The sequence below is a fragment of the Pseudomonas sp. BRG-100 genome (assembly GCF_000737955.1).
Taxonomy (GTDB): domain Bacteria; phylum Pseudomonadota; class Gammaproteobacteria; order Pseudomonadales; family Pseudomonadaceae; genus Aquipseudomonas; species Aquipseudomonas synxantha_A.
The window spans coordinates 1658738-1682944 of record NZ_JPRX01000001.1; the positions used below are offsets into that span (position 1 = coordinate 1658738).

Genomic DNA, 24207 nt, shown 5'->3' on the forward strand with positions numbered 1-24207 from the left:
TCCCCCTTACCCAGGAGGCGCCATCCGGTGGCCTTGCACAACGACCTTCCACCGCTGTTGGCCCTGCGCGCCTTCGAGGCCGTGGCACGGCACTTGAGCTTTATCAAGGCAGCGGGCGAATTGTCGGTGACCCAAAGTGCGCTGAGCCACCAGGTGCATAAGCTTGAACAGCATTTGGGCAAGCCGCTGTTTATCCGGCGTACCCGTGCGATTGATCTGACCTTGGCCGGGCAACATTACTACGACCAAATCCGCCCAGCCCTGGACGCCATCGCTACTGCGACACGCAGCCAACGGGGTGTACCCAGCACCAGCGTGTTGCGCATCGGCGTACTGGCGTCTTTCGCCACGCTATGGCTGGCACCGCGTCTGGCCGAGTTTCTGCAGCGCTACCCGCATATCCAGGTGGAGTTGCTGCCCGCGATTCAACTGGCCAATGTCGCCACGGCCGAAGTTGACCTGGCCATCCGTTACGGCAAGGGCGATTGGCCCGACGTGCAGGCCACGCGCCTGATGGCCGAAACCTTGTCACCCGTGTGCAGCCCCGCGTTCAAGGCCAGCCAGGTAAGCAAAGGCCCCCTACTGATGGCGACCTCGCACCGTCCTTTCGAGTGGACGGATTGGGCCGCCCATTACCAGGTCAACCTCGATCACCACCCCAGGGTGATGCTGCATGACTACAACATCGTGGTCGAGGCTACCGTGGCCGGCCAAGGTATCGCCATGGGCCGCCATCGCCTGATCGAACGCAGGCTCCAGGACGGCAGCCTGGTGGAGGCCTTTGACTGGCCGCCCTATCACAGCGAAATCGGCTATTGGCTGATCGCTCCCCAGGGCCCACTCGGCGAACCAGCCGAATGCTTCAGCCAGTGGTTGAAGCACCTGTGTGCGGATGGGTGAGTTTTTTCGATACGTCGATTGAGATCTATCCGTTTGTCGTCCATCGCAACAGCCAACATGCTCAAACCTCCTGAACCCAGAGGTTTTCAGCATGACCGATTCCATTCGCCAACGCGTACACACACTCGGCCTGACACTGCCCACACCCAGTCAACCGGCTGCCAATTACATCAACCATCTCGTCAGCCAACACCAGCTGTTCATTTCCGGGCAAATTCCCATGCTCGATGGCAAACCTGCCTACATAGGCCGGCTGGGCGATTCCCTCAGCGATGAAGAAGGCGCCCAGGCGGCGGAACTGGCGGCGCTGGGCCTGCTGGGGCAATTGAGCGATGCGCTGGGCGATGACCTGTCGCGCGTGGTGCGCACCCTGCGTCTGGGCGTCTTCATCGCCAGCAGCGCTGATTTCCAGCGCCAGAGCGTGGTCGCCAATGGCGCCTCGAACCTGCTGGTCAACGCCCTCGGCGACAAAGGCCGGCACGTACGCACCGCCGTAGGCGTCAGCAGCTTGCCGGCTGGCGTCGCCGTGGAGGTGGATGCCATTTTCGAGCTGCAGCCATGAGCCCGCTGGACGTCCAACAACTGCGGGAGGCCACGCCCGGTTGCCAGTCGGGCCTTGTGCACTTCAACCATGCCGGGGCGTCCTTGCCCAGCCAGGCGACGCTGGACGCCATCATCGAACAGTTGCAACACGAAGCCCGCAACGGCCCGATGGAAGCCGGCGAACAGGGCGCCGTGCTGGTGGAAAACGCCCGCCGCGCCGCCGGGCAACTGCTCAATGCACCGCCCTCCTCGATTGCCTTCGCCAGCAGTGGCTCAACGGCCTGGAGCATGGCGTTCCAGGCCCTGGGGCCTTGGCGGCCGGGCGACCGCATCCTGGTGGGGCGCCATGAATGGGGCGGCAACCTGGCGAGCATGGAGTTGGCCGTGCAAGCGGGCGCGCGCGTGGAAGTTATCCCCTGTGATGCCACCGGCGCGGTTTGCCCGGTAGCACTGGAAGCGATGCTCGACGCCCACGTGAAGCTGATCGACCTTGCCTGGCTGCCGGCCAACGGCGGCCTGATCAACCCGGCCCAGGCCATCGGCGAAGTGGCTCGTCGTCACGCCATCCCCTACTTTATCGACGCAGGCCAAGCCGTCGGCCAATTACCGGTGGATGTGCAAGCGTTGCAGTGTGACGTGCTCAAATCCGCCGGCCGCAAACACCTGCGCGGCCCGCGCGGTACTGCACTGCTGTATGTCAGGCCGGATTTTCTTGGGCACCTGAACCCGGCCCAACGCGACGTGTTTTCGGCGCCCTGGACCACCGACGGCTTCGACCTGCGCAACGACGCCCGGCGCTTCGAAACCAGCGAAGTGTCCGTCGCCCTGCTGGCGGGCTTGGGCAATGCATTGCAAGAGATCAATCGACTGGGGATCGAGCGGGTGTGGGAAAGGATCTCGCAGACCAGCGCCCGAATCCGCGAAGCGCTGCATCAGATACCTGGGATTAGCCTGCATGACCTGGGCAGTAAACATTCGGGCTTGATCGCTTTCAACCTGGCCGGCTGGGATAGCTTTGAACTCAAGCGGCGCTTGGGGTTAAAGCGCATCAACATCGGTGCCAACGGCGTGGCCTATACGCCGCTGGATATGCAAGCACGTGGGTTGCGCAGTATTGCGCGCCTCTCCGTCAGCCCACTCAACACCGATGACGATATCGAACTGTTGATCAAGGCCCTGCATGAATTGAACGCTTAAACCTCGATGTCCACCCACAAGCCCTGGCGCGGCGCGTCTTCGATCAGCGGCGCCACAGGCACCGTGTTGTCAGCATTGAGCAAGTCACCGGGGATAGGCAAATGCTGCTCGGCGTCATCGTCGGCTTCGCGCCGACGCTTGTGCTGCTCCTGCTGACGACGCTGCTCTTCGCGCAACAGAAAGGTCGATTGCTCGGCATCGCCTTTTTTCAGGTCGATCGTGCTCTCGCTGGAGCCCGGTTGAACGGGCACCACCGGCGGAATATCCGGCTTCTGGCGTGCCGGATCGAGTTGCGACGTGACCGGCACAACACTGACGGGCAGCATGGGTGGCAGCATGATAGTTATTCTCCTGATCAACAGGCTGTCGGCGGGTTGCAGGGCGACTTGAGCGCAGGCTCGCCAAGCTGTGACTCAGTCGACACTCGCAAGTGCCCGCCACCCGTCGATTCAGCACTCTGCCCGCCGGCCAAACGGAGTAGTTTTTGTCAGAGTCCTTGGGCGCAAGGGCTTGTTCCGTTAAGATAGTCGGCTTTTTCACGGCGGGAGTCAGGCAGCATGGCGCAGCAGTATCAACCGGGGCAACGCTGGATTAGTGACAGCGAAGCAGAGCTGGGGTTAGGCACCGTTCTGGCACAGGACGGGCGCTTGTTGACCGTGCTCTATCCGGCCACTGGCGACACCCGCCAGTATGCGCTACGGAATGCGCCCCTCACTCGCGTGAGGTTTTCGCCGGGTGACACCATCACCCATTTCGAAGGCTGGAAAATGACCGTACAGGAAGTCGACGACGTCGACGGCCTGCTGGTCTACCACGGCCTCAATGGGCAGAACGAGCAGGTCACCCTGCCGGAAACCCAACTGTCCAACTTCATCCAGTTCCGCCTGGCCAGCGACCGTCTGTTCGCCGGGCAGATCGACCCGCTGGCGTGGTTCTCGCTGCGCTACCACACGCTGGAACACACCAGCCGCCAGTTGCAGTCCTCGTTGTGGGGCCTGGGTGGCGTGCGTGCACAACCTATTGCGCACCAACTGCACATCGCTCGTGAAGTCGCTGACCGTATCGCGCCGCGGGTCTTGCTGGCTGACGAAGTGGGCCTGGGCAAGACCATCGAAGCGGGCCTTGTGATCCATCGCCAACTGCTCTCGGGCCGCGCCAGCCGTGTGCTGATCCTGGTCCCGGAAAACCTGCAGCACCAGTGGCTGGTGGAAATGCGCCGCCGCTTCAACCTGCAGGTCGCGCTGTTCGACGAAGAACGCTTTATCGAAAGCGATGCCACCAACCCGTTCGAAGACACCCAGCTTGCACTCGTTGCGCTGGAATGGCTGGTGGACGACGAGAAAGCCCAGGACGCGTTGTTCGCCGCTGGCTGGGATTTGCTGGTGGTCGACGAAGCGCACCACCTGGTGTGGCATGAAGACAAGGCCAGCGCCGAATACTCGCTGGTCGAACAACTGGCTGAAGTGATCCCAGGCGTGCTGCTGCTCACCGCCACCCCGGAACAACTGGGCCAGGACAGCCACTTTGCGCGCCTGCGCCTGCTGGACCCGAACCGTTTCCACGACCTGCAAGCCTTCCGCGCCGAGAGCGAAAACTATCGCCCGGTGGCCGAAGCCGTGCAGGAGCTGCTCGACAAGGGCCGCCTGTCTCCGGCCGCGCACAAGACCATCCAGGGTTTCCTCGGTAACGAAGGCGAAGCCCTGCTCAGCGCCGTCAACGATGGCGACAGCGAAGCCAGTGCGCGCCTGGTGCGTGAACTGCTCGACCGCCACGGCACCGGCCGCGTGCTGTTCCGCAACACCCGCGCTGCCGTGCAAGGCTTCCCCGAGCGCAAGCTGCACGCCTACCCGCTGCCGAACCCGGATGAGTACCTCGAACTGCCGTTGGGCGAACACGCCGAGCTGTACCCGGAAGTCAGTTTCCAGGCGCAGCCGGATATCGAGGAAGAAAACCGCTGGTGGCGTTTCGACCCGCGTGTCGAGTGGCTGATCGATCAGCTGAAAATGCTCAAGCGCACCAAGGTCCTGGTGATCTGCGCCCACGCCGAAACCGCCATGGACCTGGAAGACGCCTTGCGCGTGCGCTCCGGCATCCCGGCCACGGTGTTCCACGAGGGCATGAACATCCTCGAGCGTGACCGCGCCGCCGCCTACTTTGCCGATGAAGAGTTCGGCGCCCAAGTGCTGATCTGTTCGGAAATCGGCAGTGAAGGCCGCAACTTCCAATTCTCCCACCACCTGGTGCTGTTCGACCTGCCGTCCCACCCCGACCTGCTGGAACAGCGTATCGGTCGTCTGGACCGGATCGGCCAGAAACACGTGATCGAACTGCACGTACCGTACCTGGAAACCAGCCCGCAACAGCGCCTGTTCCAGTGGTACCACGAAGCGCTCAACGCCTTCCTCAACACCTGCCCGACCGGCAACGCCTTGCAGCATCAGTTCGGCCCGCGCCTGCTGCCATTGCTCGAAGCCGCCGACGACGGCGAGTGGCAAGCCTTGATCGACGAAGCCCGTGCCGAGCGCGAACGCCTGGAGCAGGAGCTGCACACCGGTCGTGACCGCTTGCTGGAACTCAACTCCGGCGGCGCCGGTGAAGGCGATGCGCTGGTCGAGGACATCCTTGAGCAAGACGACCAGTTCGCCCTGCCGATCTATATGGAAACCCTGTTCGACGCCTTCGGTATCGACAGCGAAGACCATTCGGAAAACGCGCTGATCTTGAAACCCAGCGAAAAAATGCTCGACGCCAGCTTCCCCCTGGGTGACGACGAAGGTGTAACCATCACCTACGACCGTAACCAGGCGCTGTCGCGTGAAGACATGCAGTTCATCACCTGGGAACACCCGATGGTGCAAGGCGGCATGGACCTGGTGCTGTCCGGTTCCATGGGCAACACCGCCGTGGCGCTGATCAAGAACAAGGCGCTCAAGCCGGGCACCGTGCTGCTGGAACTGCTCTATGTCAGCGAAGTGGTTGCCCCGCGCTCGCTGCAACTGGGCCGTTACCTGCCACCAGCGGCTTTGCGTTGCCTGCTGGACGCCAATGGCAATGACCTGTCCGGTCGGGTGTCGTTCGTGACCTTGAATGACCAGCTCGAAAGCGTGCCACGGGCCAGTGCCAACAAGTTCGTGCAGGCCCAGCGCGATCAGCTCACGCCGCGCATCAATGCCGGTGAAGAGAAAATCGCCCCGCGTCACGCCGAGCGTGTGGCCGAAGCCAAGCGCCGCCTGGCCGCAGACACCGACGAAGAGCTGGCGCGCCTGACCGCGTTGCAAGCGGTCAACCCCACCGTGCGTGACAGCGAGCTGGTTGCCTTGCGCAATCAACGCGAGCAAGGCCTGGCCATGCTCGACAAGGCGGCGCTGCGACTGGAAGCGATTCGCGTGTTGGTGGCGGGCTGATCATTCGCTGTCAGTAGAAGGCCCGCGCAATGCGGGCCTTTTTTATTCGATCCTTCAGGACCTCATCGGGGGCAAGCCCCCGATAGGCATAGGTATCTACACAACTTTATAGCTGCCGATCGTAACCACGATGCGAAGCGAGCCGCTCTTGATTTTGATCTGCTTTTGATCTCAGGCGCCCCGTTAAACCACGCTGGCCGGAATTCGACGGGGATTTGGGGGGTAAACCGGCAGGGATGCCGGTTTAGCCGCCCCGCGCCATGGATGGCGCGTGGCGGCGGCCCCCCAAATCCCTGTCGGATTACGGGCACACCGAGCCTAGGCGAGGTGCCGAGTGGTGGGGCAAGAGCGTTTTGCTTACTTTTGCGCTTTTCAAAAGTGAGCCGCCGTAAGGGCGGAACCAATAGCGGCCTTTACCCAAACAACGGATATGTACTCGGTCTGATCCAACATCCTGGTCGGCCCTGAGGCCGCCATCGGGAGCAAGCCCCCTCCCACATTTGACCGAGTTGTCTGAACTCTACTCGGTCAGTGTGGGAGGGGCGGTGCGACGATTCGACTTGCTCCCGATAGGGTCACCGCGGTCTCAAGCTGTAGCGGCAGCCGCCGGCACCTCAACCGCACTCAACCCATCCTTCATGCGCTTGGCATCACGCACAAAACTGCGCGAGGCCTGAAACAGAAACAGCATGGTCAAGAACAGCGCCACCGGAATCAGGTACATGGCGTCATGCAACCCCACGGCTTTATACGCCTCAGTCATTTGCTCTGCCCCGGCCGCATACATTGCCGAATGGGCAAAGTGATCGGACAGCGCCCCGACCACCACCGGCCCCATGCCACCGCCGAGCAAATACAGGCCTGCAAAGAATAGCGCCATGGCCGTAGCGCGCAGGCGCGGTTCGACCACGTCCTGGATCGCGGTATACACGCAGGTATAGAAATTGTAGGCAAACAGCCAGCCCACGCTGAACAGCGCGACAAACACGCCAATCTCGATACGCCCGGCATGCAAGGCCCAGGCAGTAGTCACCGTGGATATGATCAAGCTGCACGCGGCAAACAGCAGACGGCCGTTGGCGACCCGCTGATGGATCTTGTCGGCAATCCAGCCACCCAGGGTCAAGCCCACCAGACCGGTCAAGCCGACGATCACACCGGTGGCGACGGCCGCGTCCTGCAATGGCAGGAGGAAATAGCGTTGCAGCATCGGCACCAGGAACGAGTTGCACGCATACGTGGCAAAGTTAAAGCACAACCCGGCCAGCACCAGCCACAGGAAGGTCGGCACCGCCAGTACGCGGCGGATCGGGCGGTCGACACGCTCCTGGGACACTTGCACGGTTTCCGCCGCGCCGCGTTTAGGCTCTTTGATATAGAACATGAACACCGCCAGGATCATTCCGGGCACGGCGGCGATAAAGAATGGGGCACGCCAGCTATCAAACGCCTTGACCATCGCGCCAATGGTGAAAAACGCCAGCAGCAGCCCCAACGGCAGGCCAAGCATGAAAATCCCCATGGCCCGCGCGCGGCGGTGGGCGGGGAACAGGTCGCCGATCAGTGAATTGGCGGCCGGCGCATAGCTGGCTTCCCCGATGCCGATGCCCATGCGCACCAGGAGGAAGGTCCAGAAACTCCCGACCATGCCATTGACCGCCGTCAGCCCGCTCCAGGCGAACAGGCCCCAGCCCATCAATTTGCTGCGCGAGCCGGTGTCGGCCAGTCGCCCGAGCGGCAGCCCGGCAAGGGCGTAGACGATGGTAAAGGCAGTGCCGATGATACCGAGCTGAAAGTCGCTCAGGTGCCATTCCATGCGGATCGGCTCGATGATGATCGCGGGGATGGTGCGATCGAAGAAGTTGAACAGATTGGCCAGGAACAGCAGGAACAGAATGCGCCAGGCATTCGCCGCTTGGGTCGAGTTCTGCATGGGTCCGTCTCTTTTATTGTTATGAGCGCTACGATGCCCGATGCATCCTGCCCGGTACCTGCAACATAGTCAGCTGAGGCGGGGTTGTCTGTAATGATTCGTAAAGCTGATAGGGCATGATTTCACCCGGTAACACGGGGATTTGTCCCACAAAAATATAAGTGCGCGCCCCCCTTCCCAACGGCCATGGCACGGATAGAATGGCGAGCCTTCCTGTAACACCCCCAACCTACTTTCTTATTGATGACGCCCATGTCCGAAGCCAGTCCGTGTCTGAATTGCGGTGCCTGCTGTTCACACTTTCGCGTGTCTTTCTTTTGGGGTGAGTGCGCCTCATCCGGGGGCACGGTGCCCGATGATCTGGTGGTGCAGATCAACCCGACCCGGGTGGCAATGATCGGCACCGATCAAAAACCTGCGCGCTGTTGCAGCCTTGAGGGCGAAGTGGGCAAAAGCACCAGTTGCTCGATCTATGCACAACGTTCGAGCCCGTGTCGCGAGTTCGATGCTTCCTGGAGCCAGGGTGTGCAGAACGTTGATTGCGATGCTGCCCGTGCTGCCTTCGGCCTGGCCCCTTTGCAAGCTCCGCCGTTTGAACTGGACCTGCCCATCAGCGCTTAGCACCAAACGCTATGCACAGCATGACAAATTAATTGAGATCAAAATGCCATTACCCATGGCAAATCCCAGGAGGCTTCTATACTCGACATGGTAGGTCATCGCCTCTGGCAGTGACGTGGCTCTATGACGGGATACGCTATGGAATGGCTGGGCCAGTATTTTTTCACCGACCTTCCAGACAGCGGGCATTTATTGCTCAATTGCAGTCATAACCCCTTTCTGGTGCTACTGGCGTACCTGGTTGCCTGCGCAGCGGGGTTCGGCACCCTGGACATGGCCGAACGCGTCGGCCATGTAGAAGACCCCACCGCCCGCCGCCACTGGCGCTGGCTGGGAGCGGGCTGCCTGGCGGGCGGGATCTGGTCGACCCATTTCATCAGTATGCTGGCCTTCCAGGCCCCAATCGCCATTCATTACGAATTGCTCACGACGTTTGCCTCGCTGTTGATCGCCCTGATCGCCTCGCTGTTCGCCATGAAAACCCTCAGTCATGCCCATCTGCGTTTGCACCAATACCTGCTGGCTTCGGTATGGATAGGGCTGGGCATCGCGCTGATGCATTACGTGGGCATGGCGGCGATGCGCTCCCAGGCGCAGGTGTACTTTGAATCGCGGTTGTTCATGGCCTCGGTGGCGATTGCCATCGTTGCCAGCCTGGCGGCGTTGCTGCTGTCCAGTTACCTGCGCAACGGTGCCGGGGTGTTTCACCAACTGCTCAAGTACGCCGCCAGCCTGGTTCTTGGCGCGGGGATCCTGAGCATGCACTTCACCGGCATGGCGGCCATGCAAATGTTGGTACCCAGCGGCGCGGACTTGTCGTTGCCGGTGGACAACAATCCGATTCAACTGGGCCTGTCGGTGGCGGTGATTACCCTCTTGGTGATCGGCAGCGGTGTCAGCGCAGCTCTGGCAGACAAAAAACTGCAGCACAAGGAACGTGACCTGCGCCGGGTCAATGCGCTGCTCAGCGAACTCGACCAGGCCCGCGCCTCACTGCAACAAGTGGCCCATTTTGACGCGCTGACCAACTTGCTCAACCGCCGTGGTTTCAATCAGATCTTCGCGGAGAAAGTTGCAGAAAAAACCCGAAGCCAAGGCATGATGGCGGTGATTTTCCTCGACATTGACCACTTCAAGCGCATCAATGACAGCCTCGGCCATGACGCTGGCGACCAGTTGCTCACGGTGCTGGCCGGGCATATCAAGGGCTCGATACGTAGCCGTGAGGATGTGGTCGCACGGTTTGGCGGCGATGAGTTCTGCATCCTGATCAATATCCATCACCGTGACGAAGCGCGGCACATGGCCCAGCGCATCATGCAGAAAATGAAAGAACCCATCGAACTGGCCGGCCGCCGCATGGTGATGACTACCAGCATTGGTATCAGCCTGTTCCCCGACGATGGCCACACCTGCGAAGAACTGCTGAAGACCGCCGACCTGGCGCTGTACCAATCCAAGGACACCGGGCGCAACAGCCTGAACTTCTTCAGTTCCAACCTGAAAACCCGCGCCTCCCTGGAACTGCAACTGGAAGAGGAGCTTCGTGCCGCATTGCGCGCACGCGCCGAACTGGTGTTGTTCTATCAACCGATCTTCGACATGAAACTGGGCAAGGTCACGCGCCTTGAGGCACTGGTGCGCTGGCAACACCCCCAGCATGGGTTGCTGGCCCCGGACCGGTTTATCGGGATCGCCGAGAACAATGGGCTGATCGCCGAGTTGGACCACTGGGTATTGCGCCAGGCCTGTCACGACCTGAGCCTGTTGTCTGACCGGGGCTACACCGAGCTGACCATGGCCGTGAACTGCTCGGCCCTGAACCTGGCGCGGGACGAGCTGGCCGATGAAATCGAAGACGCCCTGCGCTTTGCCGGCGTGGCGGCCAACCGCCTGGAACTGGAAGTCACCGAAAATGCGCTGATGGGCAATATCAGCAGCACCCTGGCGCTGTTGCGGCAAATCCGCGCCCTGGGGGTCTCCCTGGCGATCGATGATTTCGGCACCGGCTACTCATCCCTGGCCTATCTCAAGCGCCTGCCGCTTAACACCTTGAAGATTGATCGCTCGTTTATCCAGGACATCCCCAAATCCACCGCAGACAGCGAAATCGTCCAGGCGATTATCGGCATGGCCCACACCCTGCACTTGCAGGTGGTGACCGAAGGTGTGGAAACCCAGGCGCAGTTTGAGCTATTGCTCAAGCACGACTGTGACTTCATCCAGGGTTACCTGCTCAGCCCGGCGGTGCCGTTCAACGACATCATCGGTGTGATGCAAGGCATTGCGATGCGCAATCCGCTCTACCCCTTCAGCGTGGAAGGCAATAAAGACAGCACGCCCACCAAAGACCCTGCGCCAGTGCGAATCTGCCCGCCGTCTATTGTCAGGCCAATTCGCTGAAGCCCAAATCAGAATGCTGGTGGTGCGACGACTGCAATCGCCAGTGCCATGGCACACATGGAAACAATTCTTCAGCGGTTTCCCGGCGGCCTGAACTGTTCCCGTGACGTTTACGTCACCCTAGGCTGTGACCTTTCTCTACGGCAAGGTGCCATCACTGGCAACGCGGTTACTCCGCTACACACTTATGGGGACAGAAAAGGTGCACCTTTTTCGCGCACTCCATTCTTACGCCGCCCTTTCCTGGATCAGAATCCAAGGCGAGACCACCACCGCCCACAGGCTTGGATCACGCTCCACCAAGTCCAATGCCCGCGTTGCAGACACTTCGCCAAGGCTCCCTGAAGCCAGCCAGGCGGCGACTTTATCACGGTTGTCTTCAGCCATTCCCTCGGCCGCTTCGATCAAATCCAGTCCGGCATCGACCCACAATAGGGCACCCTTGGCAAAGAACGGCTCTAGCTCCTTCCAGGAAATTTCAGCGGTTTCACCGAGCAGCTTGGCATAGAGGGTGCTAGGTTCTTGCGTCATGGGAGTTCACCTGAGTAAAAAATCGGCGCAATCATAGCCTTCTGACTCAGGCAGAAAAACCCAGTAGCAAATGAGGTAGCGATTGAAAGGGCCGGGAAAGCCAGGGAACACCTTGAAAACGGGTGTAAGCCCGCCGCAATTCTGTCTTTTTCTTTCATTTAAGCGACACGCTCAGGTTTTGCCCCCCGTTGCCAGCTTTTCAATTGATCAACCGGCGCTCTACACTGTACCGGTACAGTTGCCAGGGCAATACCGGGGGGATATCCGCGATATCTGATCCGGTTCTGCAGCTCACAAGGCCGCTAGAACTATAAAAAATACAACAGTAAGAGTGGAGCACTATGAATAAGGCTACTAAGCAGATTTCCAAACTGTTTGCCGCTATGGTCCTGGCTGGGGTTGCCGGCCATTCGTTCGCAGCCGACACCATCAAGATCGGCATCGCCGGTCCCAAGACCGGTCCGGTAACGCAATACGGCGACATGCAATTCATGGGTGCCAAGCAAGCCATCAAGGACATCAACGCCAAGGGCGGCGTGGATGGCAAAATGCTTGAAGCCAAGGAATACGACGACGCTTGCGATCCAAAACAAGCGGTCGCCGTAGCCAACAAAGTGGTCAATGACGGTGTCAAGTTCGTAGTCGGCCACCTCTGCTCCAGCTCCACTCAGCCAGCGTCGGATATTTATGAAGACGAAGGCGTCATCATGATTACCCCGGCTGCCACCAGCCCTGAAATCACTTCCCGTGGCTACAAGCTGATTTTCCGCACCATTGGTCTGGACAGCGCACAAGGCCCGGCAGCCGGCAACTACATCGCCGACCACGTGAAACCGAAAATCGTTGCGGTACTGCACGACAAACAGCAGTACGGTGAAGGCATCGCTACCGCCGTGAAAAAGACCCTCGAAGAAAAAGGCACCAAGGTTGCCGTCTTCGAAGGCTTGAACGCCGGCGACAAGGACTTCTCCTCGATCATCCAGAAACTCAAGCAAGCCAACGTCGACTTCGTCTACTACGGCGGCTACCACCCTGAGCTGGGCCTGATCCTGCGCCAGGCCAAGGAAAAAGGCCTGAACGCCAAGTTCATGGGCCCAGAAGGTGTCGGCAACGACTCCATCTCGCAAATCGCCCAGGGCGCTTCCGAAGGCCTGCTGGTGACCCTGCCGAAATCCTTCGACACCGACCCTGCCAACAAAGCCATCGTTGAAGAGTTCACCAAGAACAAGCAGGACCCAACCGGTCCGTTCGTGTTCCCGGCGTACTCCGCGGTTGAAGTCATCGCCGGCGGTATCGCTGCCGCGAAGAGCGAAGACACCGCCAAAGTGGCTGAAGCCATCCACGCCGGCACCTTCAAGACCCCTACCGGCGACCTGAGCTTCGACGCCAAGGGCGACCTGAAGGACTTCAAGTTCGTGGTCTACGAATGGCACTTCGGTAAACCAAAAACCGAAGTTTCCCCTCAGTAAGCCAGGCGTTACTGGTCAACAAGCCCACTGTGCAAGCAGTGGGCTTTGTTTTACGAGGTTTATGGGCCATGTCACCCGCGATCCGGGCGCTGGCTCACCTGAAAATCTTAAAACCGTCACCAGCGGTTCGCTGGCAAACGCTTCGTGCAACCTGGTCACAGAACAGGGCACCGAGCCGGAAATGACTCCACCAGTGAAATGCGTATCGGGTTTTTAGGAGCGCTGTAATGCCTGAGATCTATCATTTTTTCCAACAGCTGGTTAATGGCCTGACCATTGGCAGCACCTATGCCTTGATAGCCATTGGCTACACAATGGTTTACGGCATCATTGGAATGATCAACTTCGCCCATGGCGAGGTATACATGATTGGTTCCTATGTGGCCTTCATCGCCCTTGCCGGGCTGGCCATGATGGGGATCCACTCCCTGCCGCTGTTGATGACCGCTGCGTTCCTGGCATCGATCATCGTGACCAGTGCCTATGGCTACAGTATCGAGCGGGTTGCCTACCGTCCCTTGCGTGGCAGCAACCGTTTGATCCCGCTGATTTCCGCCATCGGCATGTCGATTTTCCTGCAGAACACCGTATTGCTGTCCCAGGACTCCAAGGACAAGTCCATTCCCAACCTGATCCCGGGGAGCATCTCCTTCGGCCCGGGTGGCGCACAAGAAGTGCTGATTTCGTACATGCAGATTCTGGTTTTCGTGGTCACCCTGGTGGCCATGCTGGGCCTGACCCTGTTCATTTCCCGCTCCCGTCTGGGGCGCGCCTGCCGGGCCTGCGCCGAAGACATCAAGATGGCCAACCTGCTGGGCATCAACACCAACAACATCATCGCCCTGACCTTCGTCATTGGTGCTGCGCTGGCGGCCGTGGCGGCCGTGTTGCTGAGCATGCAATACGGCGTGATCAACCCCAACGCCGGTTTCCTGGTGGGCCTCAAGGCCTTTACCGCAGCGGTATTGGGCGGCATCGGCAGCATTCCGGGCGCCATGCTCGGCGGGCTGGTGCTGGGTGTGGCCGAAGCCTTTGGCGCCGATATCTTCGGCGACCAGTACAAGGACGTCGTAGCGTTCGGCCTGTTGGTTCTGGTGCTGTTGTTCCGTCCGACCGGCATCCTGGGCCGTCCGGAGGTTGAGAAAGTATGAGCAGATATCTTAAATCGGCGTTTTTCAGCGCCTTGCTGGTATGGGCCGTGGCCTTCCCGGTACTCGGCCTCAAGCTGAGCATTGTCGGCATCAACCTGGAAGTGCATGGCACCGGGCCCGTGACCCTGACCGTCATCGCCTTGTGTTCGGTGCTGATGTTTCTGCGCGTGCTGTTCACCCAGCAGGTCGGTGCCTTGTTCAAGGGCAACCGTGCTCCGTTGGTGTCGCCCAAGGTCAGCCAATTCCTGACCCTGCCGCGCACCCAGCGCTACATCATCATCGGCCTGATTATCGCCGCGCTGATCTGGCCATTCTTCGGCTCACGCGGTGCGGTCGACATTGCGACGCTGATCCTGATCTACGTGTTGCTGGGCCTGGGTCTGAACATCGTGGTGGGCCTGGCCGGCCTGCTCGACCTTGGTTACGTGGGCTTTTACGCCGTGGGTGCCTACACCTACGCGCTGCTCTCGCACTACCTGGGTTGGAGCTTCTGGATCTGCCTGCCGCTGGCCGGCATGGCGGCCGCTACGTTCGGCTTCCTGCTGGGCTTCCCGGTGCTGCGCCTGCGCGGTGACTACCTGGCCATCGTGACCCTGGGCTTCGGTGAGATCATCCGCCTGTTCCTGCGTAACCTCACCGATATCACCGGTGGGCCCAACGGTATCAGCAGCATTCCCAAGCCAACGTTCTTCGGGCTGTCGTTCGACCGCACCGCCGCTGAAGGTATGCAGACCTTCCACGAGTACTTCGGGATCGCCTACAACCCGGTCAGCAAAGTGGTGTTCCTGTACCTGGTGGCGCTGCTATTGGCGTTGGCGGCACTGTTCGTGATCAACCGTTTGCTGCGCATGCCCATCGGCCGTGCGTGGGAAGCGTTGCGCGAAGATGAAATCGCCTGCCGTGCCCTGGGCCTGAACCCGACCATCATCAAGCTTTCCGCGTTCACCCTGGGCGCCGCGTTCGCCGGTTTCGCCGGCAGCTTCTTCGCTGCGCGCCAGGGCCTGGTTACCCCGGAGTCGTTCACCTTTATCGAGTCGGCGATCATTCTCGCCATCGTGGTATTGGGTGGCATGGGCTCGCAACTGGGCGTGATCCTGGCGGCGATCGTGATGATCCTGCTGCCGGAAATGATGCGTGAGTTCAGCGAATACCGCATGTTGATGTTCGGCGCCATGATGGTGCTGATGATGATCTGGCGCCCTCAAGGCCTGCTGCCCATGCAACGTCCACACATGGAGCTGCGCAAATGAGCCGCGAGATCCTGAAAGTTGAAAACCTGAGCATGCGCTTCGGCGGCTTGCTGGCGGTCAATGGCGTGGCCCTGACCGTGAAAGAGAAACAGGTCGTGGCGCTGATCGGCCCCAACGGTGCCGGCAAGACCACGGTGTTCAACTGCCTCACCGGCTTCTACAAGCCGAGCGGCGGCAGCATCCTGCTGGACGGCCAACCGATCCAGGGCCTGGCGGGTCACGAGATCGCTCGCAAGGGCGTGGTGCGTACCTTCCAGAACGTGCGGTTGTTCAAGGACATGACCGCAGTCGAGAATCTGTTGATCGCCCAGCATCGTCACTTGAACACCAACTTCTTCGCTGGCCTGTTCAAGACCCCAGCGTTCCGCAAGAGCGAGCGCGAGGCCATGGAATACGCGGCGTACTGGCTGGACAAGGTCAACCTGACCGAGTTTGCCAACCGCCCGGCAGGCACCCTCGCCTACGGCCAGCAGCGTCGCCTGGAAATCGCCCGTTGCATGATGACCCGCCCGCGGATCCTCATGCTCGACGAACCTGCCGCGGGCCTGAACCCCAAGGAAACCGAAGACCTCAAGGCGCTGATCAGCGTGCTGCGTGAGGAAAACAACGCCACGGTGCTGTTGATCGAACACGACATGAAACTGGTCATGAGCATTTCCGACCATATTGTGGTGATCAACCAGGGCACGCCGCTGGCCGACGGCACGCCGGAGCAGATCCGCGACAATCCTGAAGTGATCAAAGCCTATCTGGGGGAAGCGTAAAATGTTGCAGTTCGAAAACGTTTCCACGTTCTACGGCAAGATCCAGGCCCTGCACGACGTCAATGTCGAAGTGCGCCAGGGTGAGATCGTCACCCTGATCGGCGCCAACGGTGCCGGCAAATCCACCTTGCTGATGACCCTGTGCGGTTCGCCGCAAGCCTACAGCGGCAGCATCCGCTACATGGGTGAAGAGCTGGTGGGCAGGCACTGCGCCGAAATCATGCGCAAGAGCATTGCCGTGGTACCGGAAGGCCGCCGCGTGTTCTCGCGCCTGACCGTGGAAGAGAACCTGGCCATGGGCGGGTTCTTTACCGACAAGGGCGACTACCAGGAACAGATGGACAAGGTGCTGCACCTGTTCCCCCGCCTCAAGGAACGCTTCAGCCAGCGCGGCGGCACCATGTCGGGCGGCGAGCAGCAAATGCTCGCCATCGGCCGGGCGCTGATGAGCAAGCCCAAGCTGTTGCTGCTGGACGAGCCCTCCCTGGGCCTGGCACCGATCATCATCCAGCAGATCTTCGATATCATCGAACAGCTGCGCAAGGACGGGGTGACGGTGTTTTTGGTGGAGCAAAACGCCAACCAGGCATTGAAAATCGCTGACCGGGCCTATGTGCTGGAAAACGGCCGGGTGGTGATGCAGGGCACTGGCGAGCAACTGCTGACGGACCCGAAGGTGCGAGAAGCATATCTGGGAGGTTAAGACCCGGTTACTGAGTAAACTGGATCTAAATGTGGGAGGGGGCTTGCCCCCGATAACGGTATATCAGTCACATGTCCTGTGCCTGACACACTGTCATCGGGAGCAAGCCCCCTCCCACATTTTGTTTTGCGTAACTTGAAAAAAATTCGACTGGTTTTGTAACGAACTCAATCCCCCTCTCTCTAGTGGTGCAAGCAGGCAATCAAGCCTGCGCATTCGACCACTGCTGGAGACACACCATGACCACCAAACTGTCCGCCGCCACCCTCGTCCTCGCCCTGGGTTCGGCCCTGAGCCTGTCCGCCCTGAGCACCACTGCCCACGCAGCCGATGACATGCAGAAATGCTTCGGCGTGGCTGAAGCCGGCAAGAACGATTGCGCCGCAGGCGCCGGCACCTCTTGCGCCGGCACCTCCAAAACCAAGGACCAGGCCAATGCCTGGAAGCTGGTCCCCGCCGGTACCTGCACCAAGACCCCAAGCACCACCTCGCCGACCGGCTTCGGCCAGGAAACCGAATTCACTGCCAAATCCTGAAACCTTGTGCAGCCTGAGTACTGATGATGACGCCTACATCCCCTTACACGGTCTCACCGACTCAGGTGCCCGGCCTGCCCTTGCGGGCCGGGCTGGGGTTGAAGACCGAGCACTTCACCCAAGTGCTTGAGACCGGCCCCGATATCGGTTTTTTTGAAGTACACGCCGAAAACTACATGGTGGCCGGTGGCCCGTTTCATCACTACCTGGGATTGATCCGTGAGCAGTACCCGCTGTCGTTGCACGGCGTGGGCCTGTCCATCGGCGGCGAAGGTGCCCTGGATCGCGAACACTTGGCACGCTTGGCGACGTTGATCGAGCGCTATCAACCCCAGTCTTTTTCCGAACACCTGGCCTGGTCCAGCCACGGCCCGGTGTTTCTCAACGACTTGCTGCCGCTGGCTTACGACGCCACCACCCTGAACCGAGTGTGCGCACATGTTGACCAGGTGCAGAGCACACTCAAGCGGCCGATGCTGCTGGAGAATCCCTCGACCTACCTGCAGTTCCAGCGCTCTACCCTGGATGAAACCGACTTCATCAGCGAGGTCATCCGCCGTACCGGTTGCGGCCTGCTGCTCGACGTCAACAACGTCTACGTATCCTGCATCAATCACCAGCGCGATCCATCGGCCTACATCGACGCCCTGCCCTTGCACGCAGTGGGAGAGATTCATCTGGCCGGCTTTGCCGAAGACGCAGACAGCCTGGGCGACCGCCTGCTGATCGATGACCACGGCGCGCCTATCGATAACGCCGTGTGGCAACTGTACGAGCACGTGCTGGCGCGGACCGGTCCGGTAGCTACATTGATCGAGCGGGATAACCAGGTGCCGCCCTTCAGCATATTGCAGGCCGAAGCCCGGCAGGCTGAAAGCTATTTGTCGCAGGTGGCCCGATGAGCCTTCAACAGGCATTCGCCCACGCGCTGCTGACGCCGGACGCAACCTGCCCCGAGGAGGTGTTCAGCAGGAACGGGGCCGACCCGGCGAGTCGCTTCGCGGTGTATCGCAATAATGTCCACAGCGCGTTGATAAATGCGCTCGTCGCCGCCTATCCGGTGACGCGGCAACTGGTTGGCGATGAGTTTTTCCACGCCATGGCCAGCCTGTATGTCCAGGCTCACCCGCCCACCAGCCCTTTGATCAGCGAATACGGCAGCACGTTGGCAGCGTTTATCCAGCGCTTCGAACCGGCCTCAAGCGTGCCATACCTGGCAGATATCGCTCGGCTGGAGCGCCTGCGGGTTCGGGCTTATCACGCGGCGGATCGCCAGGCACTGGATCAGCACAGCGTGCTCCAACAACTGCAAGGCTGCGCGCAGCTGGGGCAATTGCGGGTGCGACTGCATCCATCCCTCGAAACATTGGAATCTCCCTACGCGATCGTGTCGGTTTGGGCTGCGCACCAGACCGACGGGGTTATCGCCACCTTGAACCCATGGTACGCCCAAGGCGCGCTGGTCCTGCGCCACGGGTTGGCGGTCAAGGTGTTCGCCATCGACAGCGGCTCGGTGACGTTTATCAACCGCCTCAACCAAGGCGCCGGGCTGGAGTTGGCCATCGCTGACGCCCTTGAAGCCTCAGCCGAATTCGACTTGCACCAATGTCTCACGCTGCTGATCAGCCACGACGCCATTACTCATTTGCATCTGCCACCCAAGGTATCGCCATGAACACTCCCGCTCCGTGCCTGGTAAAACGAACCGTCGCACTGTTTGAAAAAATCCCCTACAGCCTGATCGCGTTTATTGCGCGCTTCTCCATTGCCGCAGTGTTCTGGAAATCCGGGCAGACCAAGGTCGAAGGCTTTGCCATTGACGTGATCAGCGGCACATTCCAAGTCGGTGAACCCAAGCTCGCCGCCTCGACACTCTGGTTGTTTCGCAGCGAATATCAGTTGCCCCTGGTGCCGCCGGAGGTGGCCGCGTACCTGGCAACCTTTGCCGAGCACTTTTTCCCGGTATTGATCCTGCTGGGGTTTGCCACACGCTTCTCGGCCCTGGCCCTGATCGGCATGACCTTGACCATTCAGTTGTTCGTCTACCCTGACGCCTACCCCACGCACGGCACCTGGCTCGCGCTGTTGTTGCTGTTGCTCGCCAAGGGGCCAGGCCGCTTGTCCATCGACCACCTGATGGCCCGTCGCTTGCGTTAAAGCCGATCCAGCGCCTCGCCGCTGCGCCGGAACCAATCCACCAGGTAATCGGCCAGCACCTGGGTGCGTCTCGGCAGGCCACCCTGGTAGGGATGAACCAGGTACATCGGCATTCGGCGTGTCTGATAGTCGCGCAGGATCCAGCGCAATCGCCCATCGGCCAACTCCGTCGGCAACACGTAGGACGGCAGGCGGGCGATACCGGCGCCCACCAGGGCGGCTTTTTTCAGCAGGTTGTAATGGTTGGAGGCAAACGTGCCGCTCACCCGCACTCGCAGTAATTCATGCTGCTGGTGATACAACCACTCCTCACGACCGCTGTAGTGACTGTTGAGCAAGCAGCTGTGCGTCGACAGGTCCGCCGGGGTCAGCGGTTCGCCATGCTGCTCCAGATACGCCGGGCTGGCGCAGGTCACCTCGTGCCAGGCCAGCAGAGGCTTGGCGACCAGGCGTTCATTTTCGATGGCAGCCGCGCGCACGCCCAAGTCAAAGCCATCGCGCGCCAAGTCTCGGTAGCTGTTGTTAAGCTCCAGCTCGATCTGCACCTGCGGATATTGCCGCGAAAACTCCAGCAACAAGCCATCGAAGAAGGTTTCGCCCAGCGACACCGGCACGGTCATACGCACAGGGCCGGCCAAATCATCCTTGAGCCGCGCCAACGCCTGCCGCGCGCGTTCTACCTGTACCACCAGCGCTTGTGCCTGGGGCAGCAACGCCGCGCCGGCCGCGGTGAGGCTGAGCTTGCGGGTGGTGCGGTGCAACAGCACCACGGCAAACTGCGCTTCCAACTGGCTGATGCGCTTGGACAACTGCCCTTTGCTGCAGCCCAGCTGTTCGGCCGCCACGGTGAAACTGCCCGCTTCGATCAGCACAGCAAAGGCTGCCAGATCATCCATTTCGCTCATGGATTGTTTCCATTTGAAAACCAAAGGTTGCCTATTAGCGCGTTTATTCGCCTGAAAAGCCACACTAGACTGGACCTTCAGTTAACCCCCTGGAGGAACAGCACGATGAAAATCCTATTGATTGGTGCCAGCGGCACCATAGGTTCAGCGGTCAAGGCAGAGTTGGCGCAACGCCACGAAGTGATCAGCATCGGCCGTACCAGCGGCGACTTCCAGGTGGACATCAGCGATAGCGCCTCGATACGCAGGCTGTTCGAGCAGACCGGCAAGTTCGACGCCCTGATCTGCGCCGCAGGCAGTGTGAACTTCGTGGCACTGGGAGAGATGAGCCACAGCGATTTCGAACTGGGCCTGCGTGACAAGCTGATGGGCCAGGTCAACCTGCTGCTGATCGGACGCGAATACGCCAATGACGGTGCCTCGTTTACGTTCACCAGCGGCATTCTCAACCGCGACCCGATCCGTACCGGTGCCTCGGCCGCGCTGGTCAACGGCGCGCTGGATGCCTTTGTCAAAGCCGCGGCGATCGAGTTGCCACGGGGCTTGCGTGTCAATTCGGTGAGCCCGACAGTGCTGCTGGAAGCCATGGGCAGCTACGCTCCATACTTTCGTGGGTACAAACCGGTGCCTGGTGCAGATGTGGCGTTGGCCTACTCGAAGAGTGTCGAGGGCTTGCAGACAGGGCAGACCTTTATCGTGGGCTGACCTGCCAAAGAAGGTTCTCGGTACCTGCCACCTTTAGTGCAGGTACCGAGTTGCCCATTCCGCAGCCAAGTCTTTGGGCACGGCTACTCTTAAGCTGCCCCCCATAATCCCTTGAACGTGGCTGGTGTATAAACGGCGACCATCGATATAAAGCGTCATCTGCTTTCCGTAGGTCAGCGTGGTAATGGCTGTGGTACGCGCCTTGGCCTCTTCGCTTAACGTAATGCTGGCCGATACGGTATCCGCATTCAGATTGTGGATACTCTTGAGTTCAAGCGAGATCTCGGTGAAGTCATTAGCCGACGAATACTCCAACCTCGCGGCGTCCTCAGCAAACACCGAAACGCTGGCAAACAGCAGTCCATATGCGCTCCATTTATTTGTCATCGCAACGCTCCCAGGCAAAGTCATCAACCCTTGCATACCGCCCCCGTCCTTGCATCAGTAAAGGCTTAAAGGCTGACGTATGCCGCAGGTATTGGTTTCGAGCTGTTTACAGACTTGTGGTGCGACGCGAGGCTGCGTAACGTGGCGGCACTTGTTTTGGAGACCCGATCAATGCGCGCCGCCCGTACTCTTGCACTGTTTGCCCTGCTGCCCCTGTTCACCGCTTGCCAGATGTTCGAGAGCGAGCCGGCCAAACCGTCTACTGCCGGGCTGACCCGTATGCAGGGTGAGTTGACCGCTGTGGAGGGCAAATTGTTGTTCCAACCGTGCGGCGACAAACGCAACTATGTGGTCAACGACACCGGCGGCACCAGCATCCTGCAGGAAGCCGCGTCCCTGGCCGGCCAGCAAGGCGCGTTGTTTGCCGACCTGCGCGGCAAGTTTTCCGGGGTTGCCAGCGGCACCCAGGGTTCGCTCGACCTGCAACAACTCTATCGCGTAGAGCGCTCGACCTCAGCCTGCGACGATCCGGACTTCAAGCGCATGATCCTGCGCGCCAACGGCCATAAGCCGGCCTGGGCAATGAATGTCACAGCCAAGGGCATGGTGCTGGAACGCGAAGGCCAGCCACCGCTGGCGGTGCCCTACGTCGAAGAACAACTGGGCGATGGGCGCTTCAACCTGATGACCGAAGCCAATAACCAGCACATCGAACTGTGGGTGGCGCCCCAGCGCTGCGTCGACAGCGTGAGCGGCAGCCTGCAACACATGAGCGCCGAGTTGCGGGTGAACGGCCAGGTGCAGCGTGGCTGCGCGGCGTTTGGCGGCTCCCGGGACGACTGATTGTGCCTTGGGCTGTTTTAACCTGACGGAAAACCACCTTTGGGGCTTATAATCGCCGGTTTGCAAAACAGCCGGCCTCCTTGCCCGCCGCCTACCGGATCCTGTCATGTTACGAATCACCGAACTCAAGCTGCCCATCGACCATCCCGAAGAAGACCTGCGGCCTGCCATCGTGCAGCGCCTGGGCATCGCCAGTGATGACCTGCTCGATTTCACCCTGTTCAAACGCAGCTACGACGCCCGTAAAAAGTCGTCGGAGCTGTGCTTCATCTACACCGTCGACCTGAACGTCAAGGGCGAAGCCGCCCTGCTGCTCAAGTTTGCCGATGACCGCAACGTCAATCCCGCGCCGGATGTCAGCTACAAGGTCGTGGGCCAGGCGCCGGCAGGCTTGGTTGAACGGCCGATCGTGGTGGGTTTTGGCCCCTGCGGGATCTTCGCCGGGCTTCTGCTGGCGCAGATGGGCTTCAAGCCGATCATCCTCGAACGCGGCAAGGAAGTGCGCCAACGCACCAAGGACACCTGGGGCCTGTGGCGTAAAAGCGTGCTCAACCCCGAGTCCAACGTGCAGTTCGGTGAAGGCGGTGCCGGGACCTTCTCCGACGGCAAGCTGTACAGCCAGATCAAGGACCCGAAATTCCACGGCCGCAAAGTGCTGCACGAGTTCGTCAAGGCCGGTGCACCGGAAGAGATCCTCTATGTCAGCAAGCCGCATATCGGCACTTTCCGCCTGACCGGCGTGGTAGAGAACATGCGCGAGCAAATCATCGCCCTGGGCGGTGAAGTGCGCTTTGAACAACGGGTCACTGATGTGTTGATCGAAGACGGGCAGTTGAACGGCGTGGTCATCGACGGCGGCGAGCAGATCCTTTCCAGGCACGTGATTCTTGCCCTGGGCCACAGCGCCCGTGACACCTTCCGTATGCTCCATGATCGCGGCGTGTACATGGAGGCCAAGCCGTTTTCGGTGGGCTTCCGTATCGAACACCCACAGTCGCTGATCGACGCCGCACGCCTGGGCAAATACGCAGGCCATCCGAAACTGGGCGCAGCGGACTACAAGCTGGTGCACCACGCCAAGAATGGTCGCTCGGTCTACAGTTTCTGCATGTGCCCTGGCGGTACCGTGGTGGCTGCGACCTCAGAACCGAACCGCGTCGTGACAAACGGCATGAGTCAGTATTCGCGTAATGAACGCAACGCCAACTCCGGCATCGTGGTCGGCATCACCCCCGAGGTGGATTACCCGGGCGGCCCGCTGGCCGGTATCGAGTTGCAGGAGCGCCTGGAGTCCCACGCCTACATCCTCGGCGGCAGCAACTACGAGGCGCCCGCGCAACTGGTGGGTGACTTTATCGCCGGCAAACCTTCCACCGCCATCGGCAGCGTGGAGCCGTCCTACAAGCCCGGCGTGTCCCTGGGCGACCTGGCCCTGGCCTTGCCGGACTTTGCCATCGAAGCCATCCGCGAAGCGTTGCCGGCGTTCGAAAAGCAGATCAAAGGCTATTCGCTGCACGATGCGGTGTTGACCGGCATCGAGACTCGCACTTCGTCACCCTTGCGCATTACCCGCGATGAGTCGATGCAGAGCCTGAACGTCAAAGGCCTGTTCCCGGCCGGGGAAGGCGCGGGTTACGCCGGTGGGATTCTGTCGGCAGGTGTCGACGGGATTCGGATTGCCGAGGCGTTGGCGCGGGATATGTTGGGCATCGAAGCCTGAGAACACTGTAGTGAAAAATGTGGGAGGGGCTTGCTCCCGATAGCAGTGGTTCAGTCACAGTATTTTTGACTGACACACCGCAATC

The 24207-nt window shown here is 60.4% G+C and carries 23 protein-coding genes; 18 read left to right on the forward strand and 5 right to left on the reverse strand.

What is annotated here, in order from left to right; genetic code table 11:
• The first annotated feature begins 27 nt into the window (after positions 1-27).
• The 3 genes from JH25_RS19960 to JH25_RS19950 all read left to right on the forward strand — a co-directional run bounded on the left by JH25_RS19960 (position 28) and on the right by JH25_RS19950 (position 2640).
• Positions 28-900, forward strand: a complete 873-nt coding sequence (locus JH25_RS19960; protein WP_032877326.1) for a LysR substrate-binding domain-containing protein — start codon at positions 28-30, stop codon at positions 898-900.
• Positions 901-991: 91 nt separating this feature from the next.
• Complete coding sequence (locus JH25_RS19955; protein ID WP_032877327.1) at positions 992-1462, forward strand: RidA family protein; 471 nt, start codon at positions 992-994, stop codon at positions 1460-1462.
• Positions 1459-2640: an aminotransferase class V-fold PLP-dependent enzyme gene (locus JH25_RS19950; RefSeq protein ID WP_032877328.1), complete on the forward strand. Its 1182-nt coding sequence runs from the start codon at positions 1459-1461 to the stop codon at positions 2638-2640. Before JH25_RS19955 ends, JH25_RS19950 begins: the two co-directional genes overlap by 4 nt.
• Here the strand turns inward: JH25_RS19950 and JH25_RS19945 are convergent.
• Positions 2637-2978: a hypothetical protein gene (locus JH25_RS19945; RefSeq protein ID WP_032877329.1), complete on the reverse strand. Its 342-nt coding sequence runs from the start codon at positions 2976-2978 to the stop codon at positions 2637-2639. The two genes, JH25_RS19950 and JH25_RS19945, sit on opposite strands and share 4 nt — an antisense overlap.
• Positions 2979-3197: 219 nt before the next feature.
• Here JH25_RS19945 and rapA point away from each other — a divergent pair, with 219 nt between their 5' ends.
• Positions 3198-6044: an RNA polymerase-associated protein RapA gene (gene rapA, locus JH25_RS19940; protein ID WP_032877330.1), complete on the forward strand. Its 2847-nt coding sequence runs from the start codon at positions 3198-3200 to the stop codon at positions 6042-6044.
• A 586-nt stretch (positions 6045-6630) separates the two neighbouring features.
• Here rapA and JH25_RS19935 read toward each other — a convergent pair.
• Positions 6631-7977 (reverse strand): spinster family MFS transporter, encoded by a 1347-nt coding sequence (locus tag JH25_RS19935; protein WP_032877331.1) that lies wholly within the window; start codon positions 7975-7977, stop codon positions 6631-6633.
• A gap of 252 nt (positions 7978-8229) precedes the next feature.
• Between JH25_RS19935 and JH25_RS19930 the strand changes: the two genes are divergently transcribed.
• Both JH25_RS19930 and JH25_RS19925 read left to right on the forward strand, forming a co-directional pair.
• Positions 8230-8598 carry a YkgJ family cysteine cluster protein gene (locus tag JH25_RS19930; RefSeq protein WP_032803342.1) on the forward strand — a complete coding sequence of 123 codons (369 nt, stop codon included), beginning with the start codon at positions 8230-8232 and terminating at the stop codon, positions 8596-8598.
• 138 nt (positions 8599-8736) lie between these two features.
• Positions 8737-11001: a putative bifunctional diguanylate cyclase/phosphodiesterase gene (locus tag JH25_RS19925; protein ID WP_032877332.1), complete on the forward strand. Its 2265-nt coding sequence runs from the start codon at positions 8737-8739 to the stop codon at positions 10999-11001.
• A gap of 228 nt (positions 11002-11229) precedes the next feature.
• Here JH25_RS19925 and JH25_RS19920 read toward each other — a convergent pair whose 3' ends face one another.
• Positions 11230-11532 carry a DUF2288 domain-containing protein gene (locus JH25_RS19920; protein ID WP_017735930.1) on the reverse strand — a complete coding sequence of 101 codons (303 nt, stop codon included), beginning with the start codon at positions 11530-11532 and terminating at the stop codon, positions 11230-11232.
• A gap of 341 nt (positions 11533-11873) precedes the next feature.
• Between JH25_RS19920 and JH25_RS19915 the strand changes: the two genes are divergently transcribed.
• The 9 genes from JH25_RS19915 to JH25_RS19875 all read left to right on the forward strand — a co-directional run bounded on the left by JH25_RS19915 (position 11874) and on the right by JH25_RS19875 (position 19562).
• The gene (locus JH25_RS19915) at positions 11874-13001 is read left to right on the forward strand and encodes a branched-chain amino acid ABC transporter substrate-binding protein (RefSeq protein WP_032877333.1); all 1128 of its coding nucleotides are present in this window, start codon (positions 11874-11876) and stop codon (positions 12999-13001) included.
• A gap of 227 nt (positions 13002-13228) precedes the next feature.
• The gene (gene livH / locus JH25_RS19910; protein WP_003193535.1) at positions 13229-14152 is read left to right on the forward strand and encodes a high-affinity branched-chain amino acid ABC transporter permease LivH; all 924 of its coding nucleotides are present in this window, start codon (positions 13229-13231) and stop codon (positions 14150-14152) included.
• Positions 14149-15402, forward strand: coding sequence for a high-affinity branched-chain amino acid ABC transporter permease LivM (locus JH25_RS19905; protein ID WP_032877334.1), 1254 nt, complete (start codon positions 14149-14151; stop codon positions 15400-15402). The genes livH and JH25_RS19905 overlap by 4 nt, the downstream gene beginning before the upstream one ends.
• A complete protein-coding gene (livG, locus tag JH25_RS19900) occupies positions 15399-16166 on the forward strand; it encodes a high-affinity branched-chain amino acid ABC transporter ATP-binding protein LivG (protein ID WP_005785832.1) in 768 nt (255 codons plus the stop codon). The genes JH25_RS19905 and livG overlap by 4 nt, the downstream gene beginning before the upstream one ends.
• A gap of 1 nt (position 16167) precedes the next feature.
• Positions 16168-16869 carry an ABC transporter ATP-binding protein gene (locus JH25_RS19895; protein WP_005785830.1) on the forward strand — a complete coding sequence of 234 codons (702 nt, stop codon included), beginning with the start codon at positions 16168-16170 and terminating at the stop codon, positions 16867-16869.
• 239 nt (positions 16870-17108) lie between these two features.
• On the forward strand, positions 17109-17405 hold the full coding sequence (locus JH25_RS19890) for a BufA1 family periplasmic bufferin-type metallophore (protein ID WP_032877335.1): 297 nt from the start codon (positions 17109-17111) through the stop codon (positions 17403-17405).
• Positions 17406-17428: 23 nt separating this feature from the next.
• On the forward strand, positions 17429-18307 hold the full coding sequence (gene bufB, locus JH25_RS19885) for an MNIO family bufferin maturase (protein ID WP_032877336.1): 879 nt from the start codon (positions 17429-17431) through the stop codon (positions 18305-18307).
• Positions 18304-19080, forward strand: a complete 777-nt coding sequence (locus tag JH25_RS19880; RefSeq protein WP_032877337.1) for an HvfC/BufC N-terminal domain-containing protein — start codon at positions 18304-18306, stop codon at positions 19078-19080. The genes bufB and JH25_RS19880 overlap by 4 nt, the downstream gene beginning before the upstream one ends.
• The gene (locus tag JH25_RS19875) at positions 19077-19562 is read left to right on the forward strand and encodes a DoxX family protein (protein WP_032877338.1); all 486 of its coding nucleotides are present in this window, start codon (positions 19077-19079) and stop codon (positions 19560-19562) included. The genes JH25_RS19880 and JH25_RS19875 overlap by 4 nt, the downstream gene beginning before the upstream one ends.
• Here the strand turns inward: JH25_RS19875 and JH25_RS19870 are convergent.
• The gene (locus tag JH25_RS19870; RefSeq protein ID WP_032877339.1) at positions 19559-20467 is read right to left on the reverse strand and encodes a LysR family transcriptional regulator; all 909 of its coding nucleotides are present in this window, start codon (positions 20465-20467) and stop codon (positions 19559-19561) included. The genes JH25_RS19875 and JH25_RS19870 overlap by 4 nt on opposite strands.
• 105 nt (positions 20468-20572) lie before the next feature.
• Between JH25_RS19870 and JH25_RS19865 the strand changes: the two genes are divergently transcribed.
• Positions 20573-21172: a short chain dehydrogenase gene (locus JH25_RS19865; RefSeq protein WP_032877340.1), complete on the forward strand. Its 600-nt coding sequence runs from the start codon at positions 20573-20575 to the stop codon at positions 21170-21172.
• A gap of 33 nt (positions 21173-21205) precedes the next feature.
• Here JH25_RS19865 and JH25_RS19860 read toward each other — a convergent pair whose 3' ends face one another.
• Positions 21206-21595, reverse strand: coding sequence for a hypothetical protein (locus tag JH25_RS19860; protein WP_050549332.1), 390 nt, complete (start codon positions 21593-21595; stop codon positions 21206-21208).
• 135 nt (positions 21596-21730) lie between these two features.
• On the opposite strand from JH25_RS19860, the gene JH25_RS19855 reads away from it, so the two are divergent.
• Positions 21731-22402, forward strand: a complete 672-nt coding sequence (locus JH25_RS19855; protein ID WP_032877341.1) for a COG3650 family protein — start codon at positions 21731-21733, stop codon at positions 22400-22402.
• A 106-nt stretch (positions 22403-22508) separates the two neighbouring features.
• Entirely contained in the window at positions 22509-24122 is a 1614-nt protein-coding gene (locus JH25_RS19850) for an NAD(P)/FAD-dependent oxidoreductase (RefSeq protein WP_032877342.1), read from the forward strand.
• Positions 24123-24207 lie beyond the last annotated feature (85 nt).

What these genes read in the sequence shown, in the direction of transcription:
- JH25_RS19955 (WP_032877327.1), top strand. Translation starts at nt 992, where the DNA reads ATGACCGATTCCATTCGCCAACGCGTACACACACTCGGCCTGACACTG.
- JH25_RS19950 (WP_032877328.1), top strand. Translation starts at nt 1,459, where the DNA reads ATGAGCCCGCTGGACGTCCAACAACTGCGGGAGGCCACGCCCGGTTGC.
- JH25_RS19945 (WP_032877329.1), bottom strand. Translation starts at nt 2,978, where the DNA reads ATGCTGCCACCCATGCTGCCCGTCAGTGTTGTGCCGGTCACGTCGCAA.
- rapA (WP_032877330.1), top strand. Translation starts at nt 3,198, where the DNA reads ATGGCGCAGCAGTATCAACCGGGGCAACGCTGGATTAGTGACAGCGAA.
- JH25_RS19935 (WP_032877331.1), bottom strand. Translation starts at nt 7,977, where the DNA reads ATGCAGAACTCGACCCAAGCGGCGAATGCCTGGCGCATTCTGTTCCTG.
- JH25_RS19930 (WP_032803342.1), top strand. Translation starts at nt 8,230, where the DNA reads ATGTCCGAAGCCAGTCCGTGTCTGAATTGCGGTGCCTGCTGTTCACAC.
- JH25_RS19925 (WP_032877332.1), top strand. Translation starts at nt 8,737, where the DNA reads ATGGAATGGCTGGGCCAGTATTTTTTCACCGACCTTCCAGACAGCGGG.
- JH25_RS19920 (WP_017735930.1), bottom strand. Translation starts at nt 11,532, where the DNA reads ATGACGCAAGAACCTAGCACCCTCTATGCCAAGCTGCTCGGTGAAACC.
- JH25_RS19915 (WP_032877333.1), top strand. Translation starts at nt 11,874, where the DNA reads ATGAATAAGGCTACTAAGCAGATTTCCAAACTGTTTGCCGCTATGGTC.
- livH (WP_003193535.1), top strand. Translation starts at nt 13,229, where the DNA reads ATGCCTGAGATCTATCATTTTTTCCAACAGCTGGTTAATGGCCTGACC.
- JH25_RS19905 (WP_032877334.1), top strand. Translation starts at nt 14,149, where the DNA reads ATGAGCAGATATCTTAAATCGGCGTTTTTCAGCGCCTTGCTGGTATGG.
- livG (WP_005785832.1), top strand. Translation starts at nt 15,399, where the DNA reads ATGAGCCGCGAGATCCTGAAAGTTGAAAACCTGAGCATGCGCTTCGGC.
- JH25_RS19895 (WP_005785830.1), top strand. Translation starts at nt 16,168, where the DNA reads ATGTTGCAGTTCGAAAACGTTTCCACGTTCTACGGCAAGATCCAGGCC.
- JH25_RS19890 (WP_032877335.1), top strand. Translation starts at nt 17,109, where the DNA reads ATGACCACCAAACTGTCCGCCGCCACCCTCGTCCTCGCCCTGGGTTCG.
- bufB (WP_032877336.1), top strand. Translation starts at nt 17,429, where the DNA reads ATGATGACGCCTACATCCCCTTACACGGTCTCACCGACTCAGGTGCCC.
- JH25_RS19880 (WP_032877337.1), top strand. Translation starts at nt 18,304, where the DNA reads ATGAGCCTTCAACAGGCATTCGCCCACGCGCTGCTGACGCCGGACGCA.
- JH25_RS19875 (WP_032877338.1), top strand. Translation starts at nt 19,077, where the DNA reads ATGAACACTCCCGCTCCGTGCCTGGTAAAACGAACCGTCGCACTGTTT.
- JH25_RS19870 (WP_032877339.1), bottom strand. Translation starts at nt 20,467, where the DNA reads ATGAGCGAAATGGATGATCTGGCAGCCTTTGCTGTGCTGATCGAAGCG.
- JH25_RS19865 (WP_032877340.1), top strand. Translation starts at nt 20,573, where the DNA reads ATGAAAATCCTATTGATTGGTGCCAGCGGCACCATAGGTTCAGCGGTC.
- JH25_RS19860 (WP_050549332.1), bottom strand. Translation starts at nt 21,595, where the DNA reads ATGCAAGGGTTGATGACTTTGCCTGGGAGCGTTGCGATGACAAATAAA.
- JH25_RS19855 (WP_032877341.1), top strand. Translation starts at nt 21,731, where the DNA reads ATGCGCGCCGCCCGTACTCTTGCACTGTTTGCCCTGCTGCCCCTGTTC.
- JH25_RS19850 (WP_032877342.1), top strand. Translation starts at nt 22,509, where the DNA reads ATGTTACGAATCACCGAACTCAAGCTGCCCATCGACCATCCCGAAGAA.